Source organism: Azospirillum sp. CT11-132 (assembly GCF_047302835.1).
Classification (GTDB): Bacteria; Pseudomonadota; Alphaproteobacteria; order Azospirillales; family Azospirillaceae; genus Azospirillum.
Window position 1 is genome coordinate 789154 of record NZ_JBGLZA010000003.1, and the last position, 21116, is coordinate 810269.

Here is a 21116-nt window from a genome sequence, read left to right on the forward strand (position 1 = left end):
GCCGCAGCCCCGTTGTCAAAAGCAGAGACGAACGACCCCCAGGCCATCGCTCATCCCCGCCACCCCCGTCCCCTCACCCCAGACCGGAGAGACACCATGCAGCACGCCACGAACCGCCGGCAGCGCGCCACCGCCCGCGCCATCCCGTTCCCCGCGCGCGAGGTGGTGATCCTGACCTTCCTGATGGCGCTCGCCGCCATGCTGACCGGCTGCAACACGGTCGAGGGGGCCGGGCAGGACCTCCAGTCCGGCGGCCGGGCGATTGAACGGACGGCCGAGTAATGCGTTATCCGAGGAACCCACCTTATCAGGAGTTGCCGCATGAGCGATCCGCAGAAGCCGTCCACCCCCGGCGAGATTCCGGCCCCGTCCAATCCGAATCCGCCTCAGCCCGGCCGCCCGACGACTCCCGATCCCTATCCGGTGCCCGACAACCCCGGCATCCTGCCGGAAGTCCCCCCGCCGGCCGACGAGCCGATGCCGGGCATGCCGAATCCGACGACGGCGTGATTGGCTGAGGGGAACGCGAGAGATCGGCGAGGCCGATCTCTCCTATCCTTCCTATCGCCGCAGGTCCTTGTCGAGGTTCGGTTCCGCCCGGTCGCCGTTCAGGCGGGCGCGATAGACCTGGACGGCTTCCAGCACGCGCTGGACATAGTTGCGGGTTTCTGAGATCGGGATCAGCTCGATCCAATCGACCACGTCGATGGTTTCCGTGCGCGGATCACCATAGGTCTGCAGCCATTGGCGGACACGGTTCGGACCGGCGTTGTAGCCGGCGATGGCCAGCACCCAGGAGCCGTTGAAGCGATCGATCAGCTCGGCCAGATAGGCGGAGCCCAGCGTGACGTTATAGCCGGGGTCCGACGTCAGCCGCGCGTTCGTGTGCTTCAGCCCCAGCTTTCCCGCCACCAGCTGCGCCGTCGTCGGCATCAGCTGCATCAGCCCGCGCGCGCCGGCGGACGACACGATGGTCGGGTTGAAGGTGCTTTCCTGCCGGATGATGCCGTGGACCAGCGCCAGTTCCGGCGCCGACGGACGGGCGTCGATCATCGGATAGCCGGCCTCGACCAGGAACACGTCGTTCTGGGCGGCATCCTTCGCGGCGGCCACGGCCAGGTCGCGACGGCCGACATCGCTTGCCAGCCTCGCGGCCAGGACATAGTCGGCCGGCGTCTTGGCGTCGAGGCTGATGCGGCGGACGAAGCCGGTCACCTGATCGGCGGCGTTCCCGCCGATTTCCGCCAGCAGCCGGGCGACGCGCACCACCTCCCGTTTGTTGAAGGCCGCTGTCTCGGCGCTGGAGACCGACGGCGGGGTGGGCAGGGTGACCGCGCCGCCTGAGACATGGCGGAAGGCCAGCTGACCATAGAAGGTGGTGGAGTAGGTCGCGGCCTTGGCATACCACTCCCGCGCCGGGCCGGTCTGGCCCAGCGCCTCGGCTGCGCGTCCGCACCAATAGGCACCGCGCGCCTTGCTGATCGGCGCGCTGACCGACCGGTACAGCTTGTGGAAATGGGCGAAGGCTTCCGACGGCTTGTCGAGGAAGCGCAGGGCCAGGAATCCCGACAGGAACTCCGCATCGGCGAAGGCGCTGCCGTCGCTCATGCCGTTGGCGCTGACCAGACGGTAAGCGAGGTTGTAGTCGCCCCGCTCCATCGCCCGGCGGGCCAGCAGATGGCGCTCCGACCACCAGGACTGCGGGCGGCCCATGTCGGCGCCGGCCTGGGCGATGATCTCCAGCGCGCCGGCATCGTCGCCCTTGCGCCGCAGGTAGCGGGCGCGGTCGAACATCAGCCCCGGGTCGTTCAACAGGCTGGGCGGCACGCGCGCCAAGGCCGCATCGGCGCCTGCACGGTCGCCGTCCAGCGCGATGCGCGCCTCGATCAGCGTGTCATAGGCTTCGTCGAAGAAGGGCAGCATCCGCCGCACCGGCGCTTCCTGCCGGGCCCACAGCAGCCGGTCGATGCGCGCCTTGTGGTCCTGCTGGCGCAGATAAGGCGTGTAGTGGGCGAGGAAGGTCGCCTCCTCGTCGGCGGTGAAGGTGGCGTCGGCCCACTGCTTGCGGATCAGGGGGGTCGCGCGCTCGCCGCTGCCGGTGGCGATCAGCGCATCGGCATAGCGGACGAAGCCGTCGTTGGTCAGCGGCGGGCTCTGGCGGAACCATTCCACCACCTCGGCCGGCGGGATGTCGGGCATCGCCATTTCCGCCTGACGGCGCAGCGCCGCCATGTTCGGCCAGTCCGGATTGTCCCGGATGAAGGCGGCGATGTCGCTGAAGCTGCCGCCGCCGGGATTGGCCAGCGCGATCCAGCGCAGAACCTTCGCCGGTAACGGATCCTGCGCGCGGGACGCTGCGGCCAATGCCTCCGCCAGCCGTTCGTCATCGGCGAGCTTGAAAGCCTCGCGATAGATGGCGATGTCCTGCGGGCTCAGCGCCGCGGCGGGAAGGGCGCCGGGAAGCGCCGCGAAAAGGGTGAGGAGACCCGCGAAAACAGAGATCCGGGCGCTCTTGCCGAGGGCGGCGGGGAGGGATAATGTGCGCAACTCTTTTTTCCAGCTAAGCCGACTGAGGAGGCAGCCATGTTCCACGGTTCCATCGTCGCCCTTCTGACTCCGTTCAAGGGCGGGAAAGTGGACGAGAAGGCCTTCCAGTCCTTCGTGGAGTGGCAGGTCGCCCAGGGCACCCACGGACTGGTGCCCTGCGGCACGACCGGCGAGTCGCCGACCCTGTCCCACGAGGAACACAACCGCGTCGTGGAACTGTGCATCGAGGCGGCCGGCGGCAAGGTGCCGGTGATGGCCGGCACCGGTTCCAACTCGACCGACGAGGCGATCGCCCTGACCCGCCATGCCAAGCAGGCGGGCGCGCAGGCGGCGCTCGTGGTCACGCCCTACTACAACAAGCCGTCTCAAGAGGGTCTGTACCAGCATTTCAAGGCGATCCATGACGCGGCGGATTTGCCGATCTTTATTTACAACATTCCCGGCCGCAGTGTCGTGGATATGTCTGTGTCGACGATGGCGCGGCTTGCAAAGCTGCCCAACATCGTCGGTGTGAAGGACGCCACTGCCGACCTGTCCCGTCCGTCGCGCCTGCTGCAGGAGGTCGGTCCCGACTTCATCCAGCTGTCGGGCGAGGACGCCACCGCGCTGGGCTTCAACGCTCAGGGCGGCGTGGGCTGCATCTCCGTCACCGCGAACATCGCACCGGCGCTGTGCTCCGCCATGCAGACCGCCTGGGCCAAGGGCGACCTGAAGGAGGCGTTCCGCCTGCGCGACGTGCTGTCGCCGCTGCACGACTCGATGTTCGTGGAGACCAGCCCGGCCCCGGTGAAGTTCGCCGCCAGCCTGCTGGGCCTCGGCACCGACGAGGTCCGCCTGCCGCTGGTTCCGGCGTCCGAGACCGCCCGCGCCGCCGTGCGCGGAGCCATGACAAAAGCCGGCCTGTTGTCCTAAGCGACAGAACGGGCCGTAGAGGAGAGAGACTTGGCGACGCGCGAGGAAGCGAAAAAATTCGCGGCGCAGAACCGCCGCGCGCGGTTCGACTTCTTCATCGACGATGTCCTTGAGGCCGGCATCATGCTGACCGGGTCGGAGGTGAAATCGCTGCGCGGCGGTCGCGCCAGTGTGAACGAGGCCTACGCCGGCCTGAAGGGGGGGGAACTGTACCTGTTCAACGCGTACATCCCCGAATATCTCCAGGCCGGCCGCGTCGATCAGCACGAGCCGAAGCGTCCGCGCAAGCTGCTGGTCCGCCGCCGCGAGCTGGACAAGCTCGCGGCCGGCATCAAGCAGAAGGGTGTCACCCTGGTGCCGATGTCGGTCTATTTCAACGACCGCGGCATCGCCAAGGTCGAGATCGGCCTCGCCACCGGCAAGAAGAAGCACGACAAGCGGCAGAACGAGAAGGAACGCAGCTGGCAGCGCGACAAGGCGCGGCTGATGCGCGACAAGGGCTGATACGGTGGCACGTCTCGACAATCGGGCCACGGACCGCGACCAGACCGTCGCCGCCGTGGCCGCCGAAGCCCTGTCCGAAATCCGGCCGCAGGGTCGGATCCTTGTCGCTTTCGACAGTGACGGCGCCATTGCGGAGGCGCTCCGCGATGGCGGGGCCGAGGTGGTGGTTTGGAACCGACTCGCTGTTGGCGGGCAGGCCGCCACGCCCTGGCCGGCCGAGGGACCGTTCGACGGTGCCGTGCTGCGCCTGCCGCGCGGCTGGGCCGGGTTCGAAATGGCCCTGCACGCCTTGGCCTCCCGCCTTGCCCCCGGCGCCCCGCTGTGGATCGCCGGCGGCAACGACGAGGGGGTGACCAGCGCACCCAAGCATCTCGACGGGCTGGCCGGGGAGCCGGAAACGCTCATCATCAAGCGGCGCGCCCGGCTGCTGCTGACCCGCCGCACCGATGCGCCGGCAAAGGGGGCATTGGAGGATTGGCGGCAGACCGTCACCCTGACGCTGCCCGACCGGACGCTGGATCTGGTGTCCTATCCCGGCCTGTTCGCCCACGGCCATCTCGATGCCGGCACCGAATGCCTGCTGAAGGTGTTGCCGGAGGTGGCCTCCGGCACCCGTGTGCTGGATTTCGGCTGTGGCGCCGGGGTGATTGCGCGGGCCGTGCGCGAACGCCAGCCGGGCGCTCCGTTGACGTTGCTGGACATCGACGCGGTGGCTCTGCACGCCGCTCGCCAGAATGTTCCGGACGCCGAACTGGTGCTGAGCGACGGATTGGCCGGGCTAGGCACCCGTGAGCGCTTCGGCCTGATCCTGTCCAATCCGCCGCTCCACCGCGGCAAGGACGAGGATTTCGGCATGCTCGACGCGCTGGTCGCGGGGACAAAGCAGTACCTGAAGCTGCGCGGCACGCTGGTGGCGGTGACCCAGCGGACGGCCGGTGTCGGCAAGCTGTTCAAGACCGCATTCGGCCACAGCGACATGCTGATGGAGACCACGCAGTTCCAGGTCTGGGCGGGGACGCCGAAGTAGGGAGAGCGGGGGGCCTTGGCCGGCGAGGCCCCCCATCCTCCGTTCACACATTCACCCCCCGCATTCCCTCCGCCGTATAGCGGTCCCCCGCCGCCACGCCCGGCGGCAGCGCATCGCTCAGCGCCTTCACCTCCGCGTCTGTCAGCGTCACCGCCGCGGCGCCGACATTCTCCTCCAGGTACTTGATCCGCTTGGTCCCCGGAATCGGCAGGATCTCCGGCCCCTGGGCCAGCAGCCAAGCCAGCGCCACTTGCCCAGCCGTGCAGCCCTTCTGTACTGCCAGCGCCTTCACCTGCTCCACCAGAGCCAGATTGCGGTCGAAATTGTCCTCGGCGAAGCGCGGCGCGATGCGGCGGAAGTCGTTCTCGGCGAACTGGTCGGGGCTGCTGACGGCGCCGGTCAGCATGCCGCGGCCGAGCGGGGCGTAGGCAACCAGAGAGATGCCCAACTCGCGGCAGGTCGGCAGCACCGCCGCCTCCACGTCGCGGGTCCACAGCGAATATTCGCTCTGTACCGCGGCAATGGGGTGAACGGCATGGGCACGGCGCAGCGTGGCGGCCGACACCTCCGACAGGCCGAGCGCACGAACCTTCCCGGCCTTCACCAGATCGGCCATGGCGCCGACCGTCTCCTCCACCGGGATGTCCGGGTTCACGCGGTGCGCGTAGTAGAGATCGATGGTCTCCACCCCCAGACGCTTCAGCGAGGCGTCGCAGGCTTGGGCGACATAGGCGGGGCTGGTGTCGACCCGCCGGGCATACTCCCCGGGCTGGCGGACGATGCCGAACTTGGTCGCGATCGTCACCCTGTCACGCTTGCCGGTCAGAAAACGGGCGAGCAGCGATTCGTTGTGACCGCTGCCGTACATGTCGGCGGTGTCGTAATGGGTGACGCCAAGCTCCAACGCCCGTTCCAGCGTGGCGAGCGATTGAGCGTCGTCGGTCGGGCCATAGAACTCCGACATGCCCATGCAGCCGAGCCCGATTTCGGAAACCGCGAGAATACGACCGATATTGCGCTGTTTCATCGCTTTACCCCTCCCGTGCCGCGGCCGGGCGGATTACCCTGGGAGCCTGCGGCAACAACTACACTACACTGTGCAGTGTACTTAGAGGGTGGGGAATGTCAACGTCTCAGACGGGAGGTGGCGCGCGCGGTTCGGCGAAGCGGGATGCTGTGGTGGAGGCGGCAACCCGCGCCTTCCTGACCCACGGGTACGAGGCGTCGTCGATGGATGCCATCGCCGCCGATGCGAATGTGTCGAAGCGCACCGTCTACAACCACTTCCCCGGCAAGCGCGAGCTGTTCCAGGCCGTGGTGTCCGGCCTGTATGAGGGGTTCCGCAGTGCCGACGGCCAGAGCCTGCTCTCCCACGACCAGCCGCCTGAGAAGGCCCTGCCGGTCTTCCTGCGCTCCCTGCTGGTCCATACAGGGCGGCCGGAAGTGCGTGGCCTGCTCCGCCTGGTGATCGCCGAGCACCAGCGCTTCCCCGAACTGTCGCAGGACTATCTGGAGGGCGGGAAGAGCCAGGCTTATGCGCTGCTGGACGACTATCTTGCCGCCCAGCATGCGCGCGGACGCCTGAACGCGCCGAACCCGCATGTGGTGGCGACCCAACTGCTCGGTGGCATGAAGGAGGTGCTGTTCTGGCCGACCATGCTGGGGCTGCCGGTCACCGCCGATCCGGAGCGGGTGATCGCCGATTCGGTCGCGGCGCTGCTTCGCGCCTATGGCACCGAGCCGGTCAGCGCCCCCGCAGGCCCGAAGGGTTGACGCCCACCGCCGTCCGGATGCGGCGGGCGAAATGGGACCGGTTGGCATAGCCGCAGGCCTCCGCCGCCTCCTGAACGCTCAGCCCCTCGCCCTGCAAAAGGTCGCGGGCGTGGGCAACCCGCTCCTCCGTCAGGATGCTGCGGACCGAGCAGCCCTCTTCCGTCAGGCGGCGGCGCAGAGTGCCGGTGCTGAGATGGAGCGCGCCGGCCACGCGCTCGGCGGTCCAGGGCATGTCGGGCTGGGTACGCAGGAGCTGACGCACCGCATCGGCGATTCCCATCGGGGCCACCGGTCCCAGCCACCAGACGCCGTCTTCCAGAAGTGCCAGCAGGACCTCCATGCAGCGATGCTCCGCCAGCTTCGCCGGCAGCGGCGGATCGGCGGTCAGGCCAGTGGCGGCGTGCTGGATGGCGTCGGTCAGGGCCGGCGTCAGGGCGACATGCCAATCGCCGGGCCGGGCGCGCGGTGCCAGTCCATCGGTGCCATGGGCGCGCAGAAGCCGCCGGACCATCTCCGCTGGGAACTCCAGCACCAGGGCGCGGTAGCGGCCACCGGAGCCGGGATCGTTCACCACCGATCCGCACCAACCCGGAGGCAGCAGCATGGCGCTGCCGGCCGGGAAGCGGCGGGTGGTGCCGGATGGGTCGGTCAGCTCCTTGGTGCCCTCCAGAACCGCGATGAGGGCGGTGCGTTCGATCCGCACCTCGGCCAGCCGTTCTCGGTCATGGGCGACGAAGGCCCACAGCTCCGGCCGATGCGGGCGGTCGCCGCCGCCGGGACGCAGGTCGCGGGCGGCGAAGCGGGACAGGCGGGCGAGCAGATCCGGACCCATGGCGTTCATCCTCTGGCCTTCGTGCATCCTAGGACCGGCCGGCGCGACCGATCAACGGCCGTAGCGGGCCGTCAACGTCGCCTTGCTCAGGCTGGCGGCGTTCAGGTTGAAGCCGACCATGGCGCCGGACGCATCGGCCGGCAGCGGCAGGCTCTCCACCTTCAGCGCGTGGACGGTGACGACATAGCGGTGCGGCTTGTCACCCTGCGGCGGACAGGGACCACCATAGCCGGGGGTGCCGAAATCGGTGCGGCTCTGCACGGCGCCGGCGGGCAGGGTGGGCTTTTCCGGATTGCCGGCCCCGGCGGGCAGACCGCGGGTATCGGCCGGCAGGTTGAACACCACCCAATGCCACCATCCGCTGCCGGTCGGCGCATCGGGATCATAGATCGTGACGGCGAGGCTGCGGGTGCCGGCCGGCGGCTCCGTCCAACTGAGGGCCGGCGATTGGTTGCCGCCGCTGCAACCGAAACCGGCGAACAGATTCCGTTCCGGGATCGGTGCTTTGTCGGTGAAGTCGGGGCTGCGCAGTTCGAACGCGGCAGCGGGGGAGGCGGCCAGCAGCACGGCGGCGACCAAGGCCGGGCGGAAGGGGATTTTCGGGCTCATCGGGGCGTCTCCGTCGATTGGAATGCCCTGACGATAAAGGGCCGCGGATTTTCCCGCGGCCCTGAACGGCTCAAAGATGGCCCCGAACTGCTCAGCCCTGCTTGAGCAGCTTCGCCGCGTCCACCGCGCCATAGGTCAGGATGGCGTCGCAGCCGGCGCGCTTGAAGCCCATCAGCGTCTCCAGCAGCGCCTTGTCATAGTTCAGCCAACCGTTGGCGGAGGCGGCGCGCAGCATCGCGTATTCGCCCGACACGTGATAGGCGAAGGTCGGCACCGCGAACTGGTCCTTCACCCGGCGGATGATGTCGAGATAGGGCAGGCCTGGCTTCACCATCACCATGTCCGCCCCCTCCTGCAGGTCGCAGGCGACCTCGCGCAGGGCCTCGTCGGTGTTGGCCGGGTTCATCTGGTAGGTGGTCTTGTCGCCCTTCAGGAAGCCGCCGGAATTCACCGCGTCGCGGAACGGGCCGTAGAAGGCGGAGGCGTATTTCGCCGCGTAGGAGCAGACCCGGGTCAGCTGGTAGCCGTCCTTGTCGAGCGCGTCGCGGATGGACCCGATGCGGCCGTCCATCATGTCGGACGGCGCGACGATGTCGACGCCGGCCTCGGCTTGCGACAGCGCCTGACGAATCAGGACCTCGACGGTCTCGTCGTTCTGGATGTAGCCGTCGCGCAGGATGCCGTCATGGCCGTGGGTGGTGTAGGGGTCGAGCGCCACATCGCCCAGGATGCCGACCTCCGGCGCCGCCGCCTTCACCGCGCGGATGGCGCGGTTCATCAGGTTGTCGGGATTGTAGGCTTCCGCCGCGTCTTCCGACTTCGCGTCCGAGCCGACGACCGGGAACAGCGCGATGCAGGGAATGCCCAGCGAGCCGGCCTCCGCCACCGCCTCGCACAGCAGGTCGATGGTCAGGCGCTCCACGCCGGGCATGGAGGCGACCGGCTCCCGCCGGTTCTCGCCTTCGACCACGAAGACCGGCCAGATCAGGTCGTCGACGGTCAGCGTGTTCTCGGCGACCAGACGACGGGTCCAGGCGTCGGCGCGGTTGCGGCGCAGACGGGTGCGCGGGAAGGCGGCGGGCAGGGTGATCGGCATCGGTGAGACCATGCACTTAGAACGAGTGCGGCGATCCTACGCCTTCCCGCATAGTGAACTCAAGGCGCGGCGGCGGCTCCAGTCCTTTGGGACCGGGCCGGCTGCCTTGCGCAGGTCTCATGCCCCGCCGTGGGCCTGCCCGCTTGCATGCCGGGCGACCTTGTCCCAATGGGTGACGGGATCGCCCGTGGCCGCACCGCCGTCGACGGGCCGGAAGCCGGTGTCCTGTCCCTGCAGAGTCCAGCGGTGCCCCTGCTTGCGATAGCTGGATACCAGCCCGCCGGTGAAGGCCGCCCCCTCCCACGACCGCACCTCGAACGTCACCGAAGGGTGATCGACGGTGATGAGATTGTAGGCGTTGGTTTCGTTCCGCAGCCGGGTGGAGGTGGCGGTGGAGGCCTGGGCGACCAGGATGGACCGGGCGATCTGGGTGTGGAAGCTCATGATGTCGCCGGAATAGGCCTTGTGCAGATGACCGGCCAGCAACAGGTCGACGCCGCAGCTTTCCAGCGCCGGTAGGGCCAGTTTGTGGCGGCCGACCAGCTGCGTCTTGGGCAGGTCCGGTGGCGGCAGGAAGGGATGGTGGGTGAACAGCACCTTGAACACGGTGTCGGGCATGCCGCAGAACACCTCGCGCACCCGCGCGATCTGGCGCCGGTTCATCCGCCCTTCGGAAAAATCCATGATGACCGGACGGGCGGTGTTGATGCCGAGCACCGCGATCTCGTCATCGACATGCAGCGGGCTGAAGTCGCTGGTGATGTAACGGCGATAATGGCCGAACGGGTCGGTGAAGCGCTTGAACACGTTATAAACCGGGATGTCATGATTTCCCGGTACCGCCATGTAAGGAAAGGGTAATTTCTCCAGAAAGGCGCGAGCTTCCTGGAAATGGCGCTCTTTGGCCCGCTGCACGAAGTCGCCGGAGATAACGATCAGGTCGGGGGCCTGTGCGGTCAGGTCGGCCAGTAGACCGTCCACCACGCGCTGGTCGATCCGCCCGAAATGCAGGTCGGAGATGTGAGCGAGCCGTTTCACGCCATCCTCATCCTTTTTCTCAGCCTGGTGCCAGAACCTTCAGAGCCCCCGGGAGAATCCGGTAGTGAAGCGGCGCATGCAGCTTCCGGATCTCGCCATCGTTGACCATCTTCAGGTGGTGGCGGCGACTGTGGACCGTCAGGCTGGTCACCGCATAGGTTTCCAGCGCTTCGTCCTGTTTCCAGGAACCGGCAACCAGCCTTCCCATCAACCGCAGCATCGCGAATGCGTTCCGTTCGCGGGCCACATAGACCCCGAGCTTTCCTGCGTCGAGCGACTGACGGGACAGGACGAGACCGAACCCGTCGTCATAGACGTTGTTGGAAACGACCAGGATGGGCGTGCGCATGCGGCGCGGACCGTCGCCCCAATCCAGGCGGACATCCAGTAGCGGGAGCCGGTAGAGCGTTTTCGCCATGGCCACCGCGGCTCCCGGCCATTTCAGCAGCCGGTGCTGCTTGCGCTGACGCTCGCGCTCCTGGACCACCTGCGGATAGAAGCCGAGGACGGAGCTGTTGGTGTAGGGCTCCCCATTCACCTCGGCGATGTCGATGACCCGAACCCGCCCGGCGGCCAGGGCCTCCGCCGCACCCTCCAGTTCAAGTGGAATGCGAAGATCGCGGGCCAACAGATTGAGAGTGCCCAAGGGAATGACGCCCAACGTCTTGCCTGTCGGCAGCGCCAGCTTCACCGCGCTGTGCAACGTGCCGTCACCGCCGCCGACCACCACCGTCTCGGCATCGGAGTCCAGCACCCGCCGGATCGTGTCGGTGCATTGCGCACCGTCGACCGTGTGCAGGTCCACCGTGGCGCCGTGCCGTTGGAAGGCGTTGCGGATCGCCGCTTCGGCGCCGTCGATGGGGCGGTCGACCAGCGAGCCCGCCTGCCGGTTGAGAATGATTCCAACCTTCATGCGTCACCCGGCAGGATGTGGAGCGGCATCGGCATCTGACCTTCCGTAATGCTTCAGAGGAGGAGCCGTTCTCAGATGAGAGCGTGACCGCAACGGTCCAAGAGGGGTGTTGTTCCTAATCTGCGGATCAGCGAACATCCGGATCCGTATGGTAGGTTTGACAGCGCCGCCGGCTCCCGTATCATCGCGGTGGGCCGGTCTCCACGCCCTGGAGCATCGCGGGGATGGAACAGACTGCTCACCACCGCCCGATTCGCAACGATAACCGAGAAAATACAAGACGATGAGCGACGTTGCTGAGATTCTGTTCGAACGTCGGGGCGCGATCGGCCTCGTCACGCTCAACCGCCCCAAGGCGCTGAACGCGCTGACGCTGGGCATGATCAGGCTGTTCGATCCGCAGCTCCGGGCGTGGGATGCCGATCCGGAGGTCAAGGCCGTCGTGATTCGCGGTGCCGGCGAAAAGGCGTTCTGCGCAGGCGGCGACGTCGTCAGCCTGTACGAGGCCGGCAAGGCGGTGAAGGAGGGACGCGGCGACACGGGGCCGATCCGCGCCTTCTTCAGCGAGGAATATGTGCTGAATCGGCGGATCAAGCGCCTGTCCAAGCCCTATGTCGCGCTGATCGACGGCATCTCCATGGGCGGCGGCGTCGGCCTGTCGGTCCACGGCACCCACCGCATCGTCACAGAGCGCACGATGTTCGCCATGCCGGAAACCGGCATCGGCCTCTATCCCGACGTCGGCGGCACCTATTTCCTGCCGCGGCTGCCGGGGCAGGTCGGCATCTGGCTGGGGCTGACCGGCGACCGGCTGAAGGCGGCCGACCTGCTGGCCATCGGCGCCGCCGACGCCTTCGTGCCGAGCGCCGGGATCGAGGCGTTGATCGACGATCTCGCCGCCGGCGTCCCGGCCGACGAGGCCATCGCGGCCCATCGCGGCGAAGCCGGCGAGGCGGCGGTGAGCGCCATCCGCGCCGCGGTCGACCGCTGCTATGCCTTCGACAGCGTGGAGGCCATCGTCAAGGCGCTGGAGGCCGAGGGGACCGACTGGGCGGCCGGGCAACTCGCCACCCTGCGCCGGGTCTCGCCGACCAGCCTGAAGGTGACGCTGGCCGCACTCCGTCGCGGCGCCAAGCTGGATTTCGAAGGTTGCATGGTGCAGGAACTGCGCCTCAGCCTCGCCTGCCTTGCCGGCGATGATTTCTACGAAGGCATTCGCGCGGTGCTGGTCGACAAGGACAAGAACCCGAAATGGAAGCCGGCGGAACTGGCCGATGTCGGCCCGTCCGATGTCGAGCGGCACTTCGCCGAACCGGCGGGCGGCGATCTGGTGTTCCGCGACTGAGGAACCGTCGTCGGGGAAAGATCCCGGGGGAATGGTCGCGCAGGCGGTCGCGGGACCATTCCTTTCCGCTTATGCCGGTGGTGCCGCCCGGCCGAAAACCTTGGTGTGGGGACACCCGGCGAAAGGCCCCTGTACAGACGGGTTGTGCCAGACTTTTTCTGGAATTATTAGGATGATTGCCGACGAATGATCGGTTAATCTCGCTTTAAGGTCCCGGTATCGTCCTTGCGCGGGGAACGGCCGGTTAGAGCCAAAGGAGACCGCGGTGCGCAAACCCTATTACGAGAGCATTCTGTTGATCGAGCGGCTTCACCGCCACTTTCTTGAAGTGCTCAAGACTGAGTTGGACCGGCTCGGGATCCAGGACATCAATAACGTCCAGAGCCTGATCCTGTACAACATCGGCGAAGATGAGATGACGGTCGGCGAACTGACCGCGCGCGGTTACTATCTGGGTTCCAACGTCTCCTACAACGTCAAGAAGATGGTCGAGAACGGCTATCTTGGCCAGGAACGCTCCCCGCACGATCGCCGGTCGGTCCGTGTCCGCCTGTCGGAGAAGGGCCTGGACCTGCGCGAAAAGATCAGCGTCATGTTCGAACGTCATCTGACCGCCCTGGAGAAGGCCGGCTTCAGCGACGAGGAACTGACCAAGGCCAACGAGACCCTGCGCAAGCTGGAACGCTTCTGGTCGGCGTCGCTCGACTACAGCGGCTTTCCGATGACCTCCGCGGCCTGACCGGCCGTTATTTGCGAGGCCCCCGCGGTTCCGGCTCCCGCGGGTGGCATCGGGGTCCCGCTTCCCATCGGCCTCCACCCTTATCGTGGCCGGCAGGGAATCGACGTCGAGCGAGCCGGCACCTCCGCCAACCATTCCGCATCGTTCCTGCATCCGCCCTGAACCCATCGGCGCCTTCGCGTGTTGACCGGGATTGGCCTTCGCGCGGCCGCAGTTGGTCCGGCCGGACGATTTCCGGCCGCCGAGCCGTGCCGAAGGCGTCACGGCAACGGGCGGCTTATGTCTTATATCGTCATGATGGTGGGGCTTGGGGTCCTGATCCTGTTGGTGGCCTGGCTGCCGATGGTGCTGAAGGAACTGCCGCTTTCGCTGCCTATCATCTGCGTCGGGCTTGGCTTCGCGGTCTTCAGCACCCTGCGGCTGGAGAACCCGGAGCCGCTGGCCTTCCCCCAGGCCACCGAGCGGCTGACCGAACTGATCGTCATCGTCTCGCTGATGGGCGCGGGGCTGAAACTGGATCGCCGCATCGGCTGGCGTCGCTGGATCATCACCTGGCGGCTGCTGGGCATCACCATGCCTCTGTCGATCCTGATGATCGCCCTGATCGGCTGGTACTGGCTCGATTTCCCGTTACCGGCGTCGATCCTGCTGGGGGCCGCGCTGGCGCCCACCGATCCGGTCCTTGCCTCCGACGTTCAGGTCGGTCCGCCCAAGTCCGGCGAGGAGGATGAGATCCGCTTCAGCCTGACCTCCGAAGCCGGACTGAATGACGGCTTGGCCTTTCCCTTCGTCCATCTCGCGATTGGGGTCGCGCTGCTGAACGGCAACCCGCCTTGGGACATGCTGCAACATTGGGTGCTGCTGGATGTGGTGTGGAAGCTGGGGGCCGGCGTCGGAGTCGGCTGGCTGGTCGGACGGTTCCTCGGCTATGTCACCTTTCGGGTGCCGAATCGGGCGAACCTGTCACGGACCGGCGACGGCTTCGTGTCGCTCGGCATCACGCTGATTGCGTATGGCCTGACGGAGCTGGTCAGCGGATACGGCTTTCTCGCGGTGTTCGTCGCAGCGCTCGCATTGCGCGATGCGGAACGGAACAGCGAGTATCATGAACGCCTGCATGATTTCGTCGAGCAGACCGAGCGGCTGATGATGATGATGATGCTGGTGCTGTTCGGCGGCACGCTGGCCCATGGATTGATCGACGCCTTGTCCTGGAGTGCCGTCGGCGCCGCGGCCGTCATCCTGCTTATGGTGCGTCCGGTCGCCGGAGTGGTGGGGCTGGCCGGCGTGCCGATGCCGGTCGGCGAGAAGCTGGCAATCGGCTTCTTCGGTATCCGCGGCATGGGCAGCATCTATTACGTCGCCTATGCGCTGAACGCCGCGGAATTCGACGTGTCCAACGCCCTGTGGGCGGTCACCGGCCTGATCGTGCTTCTCTCGATTCTCGTCCATGGCATCAGTGTGACGCCGGTCATGCGGCGGATCGACCGGCGCCGGCAGGCTGCGGTGGCGTCACCGCCGCCCTCCATACACCGCCGAATGGAAAAAGCGCGCGTTTCGGCCGACTCTTGATGAAAATTGTTGGTGAAGCTGAATTTCCGCTTTCCGTACAAGGTGATGCGCCTGCATAGTGGTCGGGAAGGGGCGGCGTGGACGACCTGACGGTTTCGAATGAAACCAAATGGGCAGGCCGACACGACCACCCGGGAACCGCCGGACGAACCGATCCGGACGGTCATCCGCAATCTGCGCAACGCAACGCTGATGGGGAGGAATTCACGTATGATCGCACGTCTTCTGGCCGGTGCCGCCCTTGCTGCCCTGACGATCGGTGTCATGTCCACCGGGCCCGCCATGGCCCAGCAGGGCAAGCTTTCCGGCGATGTGGTCAAGATCGGTGTACTGAATGACCGCTCCGGCCTCTATGCCGATCTCGGCGGCGAGGGGTCGGTTGTCGCCGCCAAGATGGCGGCCGAGGAGTTCGGCAACAAGATTCTCGGCAAGCCCATCGAGTTCGTCGCGGCCGACCACCAGAACAAGCCCGACATCGGCGCCAACCTTGCCCGCCAGTGGATCGACCAGGACGGTGTCGACGTGATCGTCGACGTGCCGAATTCCGGCGTCGCGCTCGCCGTGCAGGAGGTGACGAAGGAGAAGAAGAAGATCTTCCTGATGGAAGGTCCGGCGACCTCGCGCCTGACAGGCGACGCCTGTTCCCCCACCGGTTTCCACTGGCCCTACGACACTCATGCGCTGGCCGTCGGTACGGGACAGGCCATGGTTAAGGAGGGCGGCGATAGCTGGTTCTTCATCACCGCCGACTATGCCTTCGGCCATCAGTTGGAGGCCGACACCTCCGTCGAAGTGAAAAAGGCCGGCGGCAAGATTGTCGGTTCGGTGAAGGCACCGCTGAACACCGCCGACTTCTCCTCCTTCCTTCTGCAGGCCCAGGCCTCGGGCGCCAAGGTCGTCGGTCTCGCCAATGCCGGCGGCGACACCATCACCTCGATCAAGCAGGCGGCCGAATTCGGCCTGACGCAAAGCGGTCAGCAGAAGCTGGCGGGCCTGCTGATCTTCCTGTCGGACGTGCACGCGCTCGGACTGCAGGTCGCCCAGGATCTGGTGCTGACCACCGGCTTCTATTGGGACCGCGACGACGAGACCCGCGCCTGGTCCAAGAAGTTCTTCGACCGCTACGGCAAGATGCCGACGATGGTGCAGGCCGGCAGCTATTCCGCCGTCCGCCACTATCTGAAGGCGATCGAAGCGGCCGGGACCGACGACGGCCCGACCGTCGCCGCCAAGATGAAGGAGATGCCGGTCAACGACATGTTCGCCAAGAACGGCACGATCCTGCCGAACGGCCGCATGGTCCATGACATGTATCTGGCCCGCGTGAAGAAGCCGTCGGAGTCCAAGGGCGCTTGGGATTATTACCAGATCCTGCGCACCATCCCCGGCAAGGACGCCTTCGCCACCTTCGAGGAAAGCGGCTGCAAGCTGCCGAAGTGATCGCGTCGGTAGACAGGACGACGGGGCAAAAGCCGTGACGTGACGGAGCGGCATTCCCGCCAGGGCGGCGGTTTTCGGACCAATGCCGCGGCGGGGATGCCGCTGAGGAGAGCGACGCTCATGATGGGAACGATTTTCGGCATTCCGCCCCAGGCGCTGTTCGGTCAGCTTCTGCTGGGGCTGATCAACGGATCGTTTTACGCGCTGCTCAGCCTGGGGCTGGCGGTGATCTTCGGCATGTTGAACGTCATCAACTTCGCCCATGGCGCGCTCTACATGATGGGCGCCTTCGTGGCATGGCTGCTGCTGAACCAGCTCGGCATCGGCTATTGGTGGGCGCTGCTGCTGGCGCCGCTGATCGTCGGCGCGTTCGGGGTCGTGTTGGAAAAGACGCTGCTGTCGCGGCTCTACAAGCTCGACCATCTCTACGGGTTGCTGCTGACCTTCGGGCTGGCGTTGATCGTCGAGGGGGCGTTCCGCCACCAGTATGGCGTCTCCGGCCAGCCTTATCCCATTCCTGCCGAACTCAGCGGCGGCCGGAACCTGGGCTTCATGTTCCTGCCCAATTACCGCGGCTGGGTGGTTGTGGCGTCGCTGATCGTCTGCATCAGCACCTGGATCGCCATCGAGAAGACGAAGCTGGGCGCCTATCTGCGCGCGGCGACCGAGAATCCGGTGCTGGTCCAGGCCTTCGGCATCAATGTGCCGCGGATGGTCACGCTGACCTACGCCTTCGGCGTGGCGCTGGCCGGGCTCGCCGGCGTGCTGGCGGCACCTATCTATCAGGTATCGCCGCTGATGGGCTCGCACCTCATCATCGTCGTGTTCGCGGTGGTGGTGATCGGCGGCATGGGCTCCATCATCGGCGCCGTCCTGACCGGTTACGGGCTGGGCCTGTTGGAAGGATTGACCAAGGTCTTCTACCCGGAGGCCTCGAACATCGTGGTCTTCGTCATCATGGCGGTGGTGCTGATGGTAAAGCCCGCCGGTCTGTTCGGACGGGAGAGGTAAGCGCATGAGCCTTCATTCGCAGAGCAGCGGCCGGGCGTCCGCACAGACCGCCGGCGCACCGGCGACGGCGGGCCTGACCATGGCGAGAGTTGGCGCGCTGGTGGTGTTGGCCGCTCTGCTGGCGGTGCCGTTCGTGCTCTATCCGGTCTTTTTGATGAAGGTGCTGTGCTTCGCACTGTTCGCCTGCGCCTTCAATCTGCTGATCGGCTTCGGCGGGCTGCTCAGCTTCGGTCATGCGGCATTCTTCGGCAGCGCCGCCTATGTCACCGCCCATGCGGTGAAGGAGTGGGGATGGTCGCCTGAACTGGGGATCCTGCTGGGCACCCTGGCCGCGGTCATTCTGGGGCTGGTCTTCGGCCTGATCGCCATCCGCCGGCAGGGCATCTATTTCGCCATGATCACGCTTGCGTTGAGCCAGATGGTCTATTTTCTCGCCCTGCAACTGCCCTTCACCCATGGCGAGGATGGCATTCAGGCGGTGCCGCGCGGCGTCCTGTTCGGCGTCTTCGACCTGCACAACCCGCTGGCGATGTACTACACCGTGCTGGGCGTCTTCCTGATCGGATTCGCCATCATCTGGCGAACGGTGCATTCGCCCTTCGGGCAGGTGCTGAAAGCGATTCGTGAGAACGAGGCGCGCGCCATTTCGCTGGGCTACCGCACCGACCGCTACAAACTGCTGGCCTTCGTGCTGTCGGCGTCGCTGGCCGGGCTGGCGGGCGGCACCAAGGCCATCGTCTTCCAATTGGCGACGCTGACCGACGTGACGTGGCAGATGTCGGGCGAAGTCGTGCTGATGACGCTGCTGGGCGGAATGGGCACGCTGAGCGGCCCGGTCATCGGTGCCGCTCTGGTGGTGACGCTGGAGAATTATCTGGCGGCGACCAGCCTGCCGGTGCCGGTCGTGATCGGCTGCATCTTCGTCGCCTGCGTGCTGGTGTTCCGTCGGGGAATAGCCGGGGAAATCGCGGCGCGTTTTGGAAAGCACAGCCAGAATAGTTAAGTCACTGCACAGAAAAACAGCAAGCACATTAAGGATGGTTTCGTTCTTAAGACACTATGGTTGCAAAAAAACTGCATACCCCGAAAGAACGGGTGTGCGGTTATTATTTTGCGTCCTGGAACGTTTTGCTTTCTGGGTGTTATAGGTCTCAACGCGTGCGGCGGTGCAGCAAAATGACCGACGCGAGGTTTGGGAAGAGGCGTCCACCCGGATGAACGTATTCGAGGAGCATCCCGCATGGCTATGGACAAGGATACCACGACCAGCGCGCGTGAAACCGCTGACCGGGCGAAAGGCACGGTGGAGGACATGACGCGCGCCGGTGAGGCCACCACCCGCCGCGCCGCCGATGCCGCCCGCTCGATGGGTGAGAACGCGGCAGAGACCGGCCGGGAGGCCGCCGATGCCAGCCTGAACGCTGGTCAGAAGGCAATGGGGGCGGGTGCCGACATGACCCGCCGCAGTGCTGAGACTGCCGGCACCATGATGAACAAGGCCTCCGATGTCGCCGGCCGCACGACCGAGCAGCTCCAGCGCGCGCTGGGCCTGTCGAAGGAAGCGCAGGGCGCGGTCGCCAGCCAGACCCGCGAAACGATGGACGTCATGGTCCAGTGCGGCAGCGTTCTGGCCGACGGCTGGCAGAACGCTTGGCGCGAATGGATGGGGCTGGCGCAGGACGTGGCCTCGCGCAATGCCGAGGGAATGAACGCGCTGATGCGCAGCCGGACCGTCCCCGATTTCTACGCGGCGCAGAGCCGTATGCTGAAGGACAACATGCAGATGGTCCTCAGCCGCAGCGTCAAGATCTCGGAGATGTCGGCGAGCACCGCCAACACGGCGATGGGCAAGCTGAACGCCCGTCTGGAAGGTGCGGCGCAGCAGACGGAGCGCCGCTTCTGAAGACCTGGCCGACTGCACCGGCACGCCATCGATAACGAACGATCTCCATCCTGACTGAACCCCGGCCCGCAAGGACCGGGGTTTTTTCTGTGCCGGACACGCCGCCTGCCAGCCGGTTAGGGCGCTTCAGGCGTGAGCCAGCTCACCGCGGCCCCGCCGCCGGTGGAGGGCAGGGCGTCGTGCAGGGCCGGCAGCATCTCCTTCAGCGTCTCGTCGAGCTTCCAGGGCGGATTGACGATCAGCAGGCCGGAGCCGTTCAGCCGCAGATGGGTGTCTTCGGGATGCCAGGTCAGTTCGGCGATCAGCACCTTGGGGATGCCGGTCTTCTCCACCGCATCCTGGAATCGCCAGACCGCCGCACGCTCCTTGATCGGATACCACAGGGCGAAGATGCCGGTGGACCAGCGGCGGTGCGCCTGCGCCAGCCCCTCCGCCATGCGGGCGAACTCGTCGGGCTGCTCGAAGGGCGGATCGATCAGGACCAGCCCACGCTTCTCCTTGGGCGGCAGATGGGCCTTCAGCGCGGTATAGGCATCGGACTGGTGGACGGCGACGGAGCGGTCGCCGGCGAACTCCGCCTTCAGGCTGACGGCGTCGTCGGGGTGCAGTTCGACCAGCACCATGCGGTCCTGCGGGCGGAGCGCGGCACGGGCGATTCGCGGGGAGCCGGGATACCAGCGCAGGGTGCCGTCGGGGTTCAGCGCCTGGACGGCATCCAGATAGGGCGCCAGTGCCGGATGCGGCAGGGGATGGCCGAACAGCCTGCCGATGCCCTCGTCGCTCTCACCGGTCTTGCGGGCCGCCTCGGCGGTCAGGTCGTAACGGCCGATGCCGGCATGGGTGTCCAGCACGCAGAAAGGCGTCGGTTTGGCGCGCAGATGATCCAGGATCAGCGCCAGCACGGCGTGCTTCATCACGTCGGCCGGGTTGCCGGCGTGGAAGATGTGGCGGTAGTTCATGCGTCGGGGTTTACCCGATCACGCAACGCGGCGCCAGCGCTCTTGCCGGCGCGACCGGTCGGCGGACGGATCAGTTGATCGCCGCGACCTGCTGTGCGTTGTGGAAGCTGCGGCGGGTGCGCGGAGCGACGCTGACGGGATCGGTATCCTCGCAGCGGGAAGAGGCCAGCAGCTTGGCGCTCTGCGTGTCCAGTTCGCCCAGGCTCTGCCAGATCTTGCAGACATAGGCCTGGGCGCGGCGGCCGGAGCTGCCGTTGTAGCGGGCCAGCGCGGTCTTCCAGTTGCCTTCCTCGCCATGGAAACGGACGAGAAGCTGGCCGGCGTAGAACACGTTGTCGCGCGGCTCGACGATCTTCTCCAGCGGCTGGAACTCGCCACGGTGGGTGGCGACCGACAGCTGCATGCAGCCGACATAGGTGTTGGAGCGAAGCTGGCCGCGGTGATCGCGAAGATGACGGGCGGCGTCACTGACGTTGCGGGCGTAGTAGGGTCGGCCCTGCACGCTCATGGCGAAGGGGTGGGGGGTGCCGTCCTGGCCGCTTTCGACCAGGGCGATGGCCACCAGCATGCCGGAGGGAATGCCGAGCTTCTGTTCGGCCTCCACCGCGTGGGTGACGCAGCTTTCCTTCGAAACGGTCTGGGCCTGGGCGGTTCCGGAAACGGAGAGCGCCACCAGGGGAGCCGTCAGCAGTCCCGCAGCCAGTGCGAAGCGTCCACACGTTGTGGCGCCTGCGCGCTGATTTCGTCCCCGCATCCCAAATCTCCTTCTGCTGTCGCCCCGTCTTGTACGGCGGCTGTTTGACCCCCCGCGCGGGGCCGTTGTTCCGGTCACCGAGTCGCTTACGGCGACCGCCTCCTACCCAGATGTTCAGCGCCTCCCGATTGGGCGCCGCGGC

Annotated in this window: 22 protein-coding genes; 13 read left to right on the forward strand and 9 right to left on the reverse strand. The window is 66.6% G+C overall.

Translation table 11 applies throughout. The features are described from left to right. Positions 1 to 96: 96 nt before the first annotated feature. On the forward strand, positions 97 to 282 hold the full coding sequence (locus tag ACCD06_RS09515; protein ID WP_199232143.1) for an entericidin A/B family lipoprotein: 186 nt from the start codon (positions 97 to 99) through the stop codon (positions 280 to 282). A gap of 39 nt (positions 283 to 321) precedes the next feature. Then, complete coding sequence (locus tag ACCD06_RS09520) at positions 322 to 510, forward strand: hypothetical protein (RefSeq protein WP_109074782.1); 189 nt, start codon at positions 322 to 324, stop codon at positions 508 to 510. 51 nt (positions 511 to 561) lie between these two features. Here ACCD06_RS09520 and ACCD06_RS09525 read toward each other — a convergent pair whose 3' ends face one another. Beyond that, entirely contained in the window at positions 562 to 2547 is a 1986-nt protein-coding gene (locus ACCD06_RS09525; protein WP_413340282.1) for a lytic transglycosylase domain-containing protein, read from the reverse strand. A gap of 36 nt (positions 2548 to 2583) precedes the next feature. Between ACCD06_RS09525 and dapA the strand changes: the two genes are divergently transcribed. Genes dapA through ACCD06_RS09540 form a run of 3 tightly spaced genes read left to right on the forward strand, consistent with a single transcriptional unit; the run spans position 2584 to position 4990 of the window. Further along, complete coding sequence (dapA, locus tag ACCD06_RS09530) at positions 2584 to 3459, forward strand: 4-hydroxy-tetrahydrodipicolinate synthase (protein WP_109074784.1); 876 nt, start codon at positions 2584 to 2586, stop codon at positions 3457 to 3459. Between the two features lie 30 nt (positions 3460 to 3489). After that, a complete protein-coding gene (gene smpB / locus ACCD06_RS09535) occupies positions 3490 to 3963 on the forward strand; it encodes an SsrA-binding protein SmpB (RefSeq protein ID WP_109074785.1) in 474 nt (157 codons plus the stop codon). 4 nt (positions 3964 to 3967) lie between these two features. After that, a complete protein-coding gene (locus ACCD06_RS09540; RefSeq protein WP_413340285.1) occupies positions 3968 to 4990 on the forward strand; it encodes a methyltransferase in 1023 nt (340 codons plus the stop codon). Positions 4991 to 5033: 43 nt separating this feature from the next. Here ACCD06_RS09540 and ACCD06_RS09545 read toward each other — a convergent pair whose 3' ends face one another. Further along, on the reverse strand, positions 5034 to 6017 hold the full coding sequence (locus tag ACCD06_RS09545; RefSeq protein WP_413340287.1) for an aldo/keto reductase: 984 nt from the start codon (positions 6015 to 6017) through the stop codon (positions 5034 to 5036). 95 nt (positions 6018 to 6112) lie between these two features. Here ACCD06_RS09545 and ACCD06_RS09550 point away from each other — a divergent pair, with 95 nt between their 5' ends. Beyond that, positions 6113 to 6763, forward strand: coding sequence for a TetR/AcrR family transcriptional regulator (locus ACCD06_RS09550; RefSeq protein WP_413340289.1), 651 nt, complete (start codon positions 6113 to 6115; stop codon positions 6761 to 6763). Here ACCD06_RS09550 and ACCD06_RS09555 read toward each other — a convergent pair. The 5 genes from ACCD06_RS09555 to ACCD06_RS09575 form a co-directional block, all read right to left on the reverse strand. Further along, complete coding sequence (locus ACCD06_RS09555; protein ID WP_413340291.1) at positions 6735 to 7595, reverse strand: helix-turn-helix domain-containing protein; 861 nt, start codon at positions 7593 to 7595, stop codon at positions 6735 to 6737. The genes ACCD06_RS09550 and ACCD06_RS09555 overlap by 29 nt on opposite strands. 51 nt (positions 7596 to 7646) lie before the next feature. Then, a complete protein-coding gene (locus ACCD06_RS09560) occupies positions 7647 to 8204 on the reverse strand; it encodes a YbhB/YbcL family Raf kinase inhibitor-like protein (protein WP_413340293.1) in 558 nt (185 codons plus the stop codon). 91 nt (positions 8205 to 8295) lie between these two features. Next, on the reverse strand, positions 8296 to 9300 hold the full coding sequence (gene hemB, locus ACCD06_RS09565; RefSeq protein ID WP_413340295.1) for a porphobilinogen synthase: 1005 nt from the start codon (positions 9298 to 9300) through the stop codon (positions 8296 to 8298). Between the two features lie 117 nt (positions 9301 to 9417). Continuing rightward, positions 9418 to 10338 carry a metallophosphoesterase family protein gene (locus ACCD06_RS09570; RefSeq protein WP_109074792.1) on the reverse strand — a complete coding sequence of 307 codons (921 nt, stop codon included), beginning with the start codon at positions 10336 to 10338 and terminating at the stop codon, positions 9418 to 9420. A gap of 19 nt (positions 10339 to 10357) precedes the next feature. After that, positions 10358 to 11251, reverse strand: coding sequence for a diacylglycerol/lipid kinase family protein (locus ACCD06_RS09575; RefSeq protein ID WP_109074793.1), 894 nt, complete (start codon positions 11249 to 11251; stop codon positions 10358 to 10360). 283 nt (positions 11252 to 11534) lie between these two features. On the opposite strand from ACCD06_RS09575, the gene ACCD06_RS09580 reads away from it, so the two are divergent. The 7 genes from ACCD06_RS09580 (at position 11535) to ACCD06_RS09610 (ending at position 19261) form a co-directional block, all read left to right on the forward strand. After that, positions 11535 to 12596: an enoyl-CoA hydratase/isomerase family protein gene (locus tag ACCD06_RS09580; protein WP_413340296.1), complete on the forward strand. Its 1062-nt coding sequence runs from the start codon at positions 11535 to 11537 to the stop codon at positions 12594 to 12596. A 265-nt stretch (positions 12597 to 12861) separates the two neighbouring features. After that, on the forward strand, positions 12862 to 13335 hold the full coding sequence (locus ACCD06_RS09585) for a MarR family winged helix-turn-helix transcriptional regulator (protein WP_045580172.1): 474 nt from the start codon (positions 12862 to 12864) through the stop codon (positions 13333 to 13335). A 279-nt stretch (positions 13336 to 13614) separates the two neighbouring features. Continuing rightward, positions 13615 to 14907 (forward strand): cation:proton antiporter, encoded by a 1293-nt coding sequence (locus ACCD06_RS09590; RefSeq protein ID WP_413340299.1) that lies wholly within the window; start codon positions 13615 to 13617, stop codon positions 14905 to 14907. A gap of 210 nt (positions 14908 to 15117) precedes the next feature. Further along, positions 15118 to 16347 (forward strand): ABC transporter substrate-binding protein, encoded by a 1230-nt coding sequence (locus ACCD06_RS09595; RefSeq protein ID WP_109074806.1) that lies wholly within the window; start codon positions 15118 to 15120, stop codon positions 16345 to 16347. A 123-nt stretch (positions 16348 to 16470) separates the two neighbouring features. Beyond that, complete coding sequence (locus ACCD06_RS09600) at positions 16471 to 17358, forward strand: branched-chain amino acid ABC transporter permease (RefSeq protein WP_109074807.1); 888 nt, start codon at positions 16471 to 16473, stop codon at positions 17356 to 17358. Between the two features lie 4 nt (positions 17359 to 17362). Continuing rightward, positions 17363 to 18361 (forward strand): branched-chain amino acid ABC transporter permease, encoded by a 999-nt coding sequence (locus ACCD06_RS09605; RefSeq protein ID WP_413340302.1) that lies wholly within the window; start codon positions 17363 to 17365, stop codon positions 18359 to 18361. A 237-nt stretch (positions 18362 to 18598) separates the two neighbouring features. Next, positions 18599 to 19261, forward strand: coding sequence for a phasin family protein (locus tag ACCD06_RS09610; RefSeq protein WP_109074797.1), 663 nt, complete (start codon positions 18599 to 18601; stop codon positions 19259 to 19261). Positions 19262 to 19377: 116 nt separating this feature from the next. Here the strand turns inward: ACCD06_RS09610 and ACCD06_RS09615 are convergent, their stop codons facing one another. Beyond that, positions 19378 to 20220, reverse strand: a complete 843-nt coding sequence (locus ACCD06_RS09615; protein ID WP_109074798.1) for a 23S rRNA (adenine(2030)-N(6))-methyltransferase RlmJ — start codon at positions 20218 to 20220, stop codon at positions 19378 to 19380. A 70-nt stretch (positions 20221 to 20290) separates the two neighbouring features. Beyond that, the gene (locus ACCD06_RS09620; RefSeq protein WP_109074799.1) at positions 20291 to 20974 is read right to left on the reverse strand and encodes a transglycosylase SLT domain-containing protein; all 684 of its coding nucleotides are present in this window, start codon (positions 20972 to 20974) and stop codon (positions 20291 to 20293) included. Positions 20975 to 21116: the final 142 nt, after the last annotated feature.

What these genes read in the sequence shown, in the direction of transcription:
- ACCD06_RS09580 (WP_413340296.1), top strand. Translation starts at nt 11,535, where the DNA reads ATGAGCGACGTTGCTGAGATTCTGTTCGAACGTCGGGGCGCGATCGGC.
- ACCD06_RS09550 (WP_413340289.1), top strand. Translation starts at nt 6,113, where the DNA reads ATGTCAACGTCTCAGACGGGAGGTGGCGCGCGCGGTTCGGCGAAGCGG.
- ACCD06_RS09595 (WP_109074806.1), top strand. Translation starts at nt 15,118, where the DNA reads ATGATCGCACGTCTTCTGGCCGGTGCCGCCCTTGCTGCCCTGACGATC.
- ACCD06_RS09555 (WP_413340291.1), bottom strand. Translation starts at nt 7,595, where the DNA reads ATGGGTCCGGATCTGCTCGCCCGCCTGTCCCGCTTCGCCGCCCGCGAC.
- ACCD06_RS09590 (WP_413340299.1), top strand. Translation starts at nt 13,615, where the DNA reads ATGTCTTATATCGTCATGATGGTGGGGCTTGGGGTCCTGATCCTGTTG.
- ACCD06_RS09515 (WP_199232143.1), top strand. Translation starts at nt 97, where the DNA reads ATGCAGCACGCCACGAACCGCCGGCAGCGCGCCACCGCCCGCGCCATC.
- ACCD06_RS09615 (WP_109074798.1), bottom strand. Translation starts at nt 20,220, where the DNA reads ATGAACTACCGCCACATCTTCCACGCCGGCAACCCGGCCGACGTGATG.
- hemB (WP_413340295.1), bottom strand. Translation starts at nt 9,300, where the DNA reads ATGCCGATCACCCTGCCCGCCGCCTTCCCGCGCACCCGTCTGCGCCGC.
- dapA (WP_109074784.1), top strand. Translation starts at nt 2,584, where the DNA reads ATGTTCCACGGTTCCATCGTCGCCCTTCTGACTCCGTTCAAGGGCGGG.
- ACCD06_RS09600 (WP_109074807.1), top strand. Translation starts at nt 16,471, where the DNA reads ATGGGAACGATTTTCGGCATTCCGCCCCAGGCGCTGTTCGGTCAGCTT.
- ACCD06_RS09520 (WP_109074782.1), top strand. Translation starts at nt 322, where the DNA reads ATGAGCGATCCGCAGAAGCCGTCCACCCCCGGCGAGATTCCGGCCCCG.
- ACCD06_RS09620 (WP_109074799.1), bottom strand. Translation starts at nt 20,974, where the DNA reads ATGCGGGGACGAAATCAGCGCGCAGGCGCCACAACGTGTGGACGCTTC.
- ACCD06_RS09545 (WP_413340287.1), bottom strand. Translation starts at nt 6,017, where the DNA reads ATGAAACAGCGCAATATCGGTCGTATTCTCGCGGTTTCCGAAATCGGG.
- ACCD06_RS09575 (WP_109074793.1), bottom strand. Translation starts at nt 11,251, where the DNA reads ATGAAGGTTGGAATCATTCTCAACCGGCAGGCGGGCTCGCTGGTCGAC.
- ACCD06_RS09610 (WP_109074797.1), top strand. Translation starts at nt 18,599, where the DNA reads ATGGCTATGGACAAGGATACCACGACCAGCGCGCGTGAAACCGCTGAC.
- ACCD06_RS09605 (WP_413340302.1), top strand. Translation starts at nt 17,363, where the DNA reads ATGAGCCTTCATTCGCAGAGCAGCGGCCGGGCGTCCGCACAGACCGCC.
- ACCD06_RS09560 (WP_413340293.1), bottom strand. Translation starts at nt 8,204, where the DNA reads ATGAGCCCGAAAATCCCCTTCCGCCCGGCCTTGGTCGCCGCCGTGCTG.